General features: G+C 69.0%; 1 protein-coding gene. It reads right to left on the bottom strand.

Features of this window, described 5'->3' with window-relative positions:
• Nucleotides 1-9: 9 nt before the first annotated feature.
• A partial coding sequence (locus tag H5397_RS17500; protein ID WP_182819028.1) for a transposase occupies nt 10-690 on the bottom strand: 681 nt, incomplete at its 5' end.

Raw genomic sequence — 690 nt, 5'->3', positions numbered from 1 at the left:
CGGGGCTGGTCAGGCGATCGCCCAGCCGGTGTTGCCGAAGCTGAGGCCGAGGTTCAGGAGGCGGCGGAGGTTGATCGCCGCGACTCGTTGGTGGAGCCAGTTGTCGTTCTTCGTGACGCCTCGGTAGGGCACTTTGCGGTTGCCTCGGGCCAGCCACGCGATCGTGCGTTCGACCATGGGCCGGTACCGGCGGTAGGTGGCTTGGAAGCCCTCGCCGGCGGCCCGTTGGCGGTGTGCGCGTTGCAGCAGGTCGTGGGGGTGCAGCTGGATGGTGCGGCCTTTCGCGGCGGTCGTGCATCGCTGCCTGAACGGGCAGGCCCGGCAGGCGATGCCGAACACCGCCTTGCGGGTCTTGGTGATGGTCTTCGTTACTCCTGCTGGGCAGGTCAGGGTGCCGGCGGCAGGGTCGTGGGTGAAGTCGTCGATGGTGAACCCGTCCTCGACGGCCGGCCGGATCGGCCAGGGTTTGACCAGCGGCACCCACCTCTTGGCCTCAAGGACGGCGAGCATGTCGCCGGTGGCGTAGGCCGAATCGCCCAGCACCTCGACCGGGCTGTCGATGGTCGGATCAGCCACCACCAGCCTGGCACCGACGGTGGCGTCGCTGTTGTCCGGCCCGGCGGCCTTGGTCAACTCGACCATGGTCGCGAGGCCGGTGTCGGGCTCGATCACCACGTGGGCCTTGAACCC

This window comes from Propioniciclava sp. MC1683 (genome assembly GCF_014164675.1).
GTDB lineage: Bacteria > Actinomycetota > Actinomycetes > Propionibacteriales > Propionibacteriaceae > Propioniciclava.
Note: the sequence above shows the minus strand (reverse complement) of the source record. Positions and strands in the feature narration are given on the sequence as shown.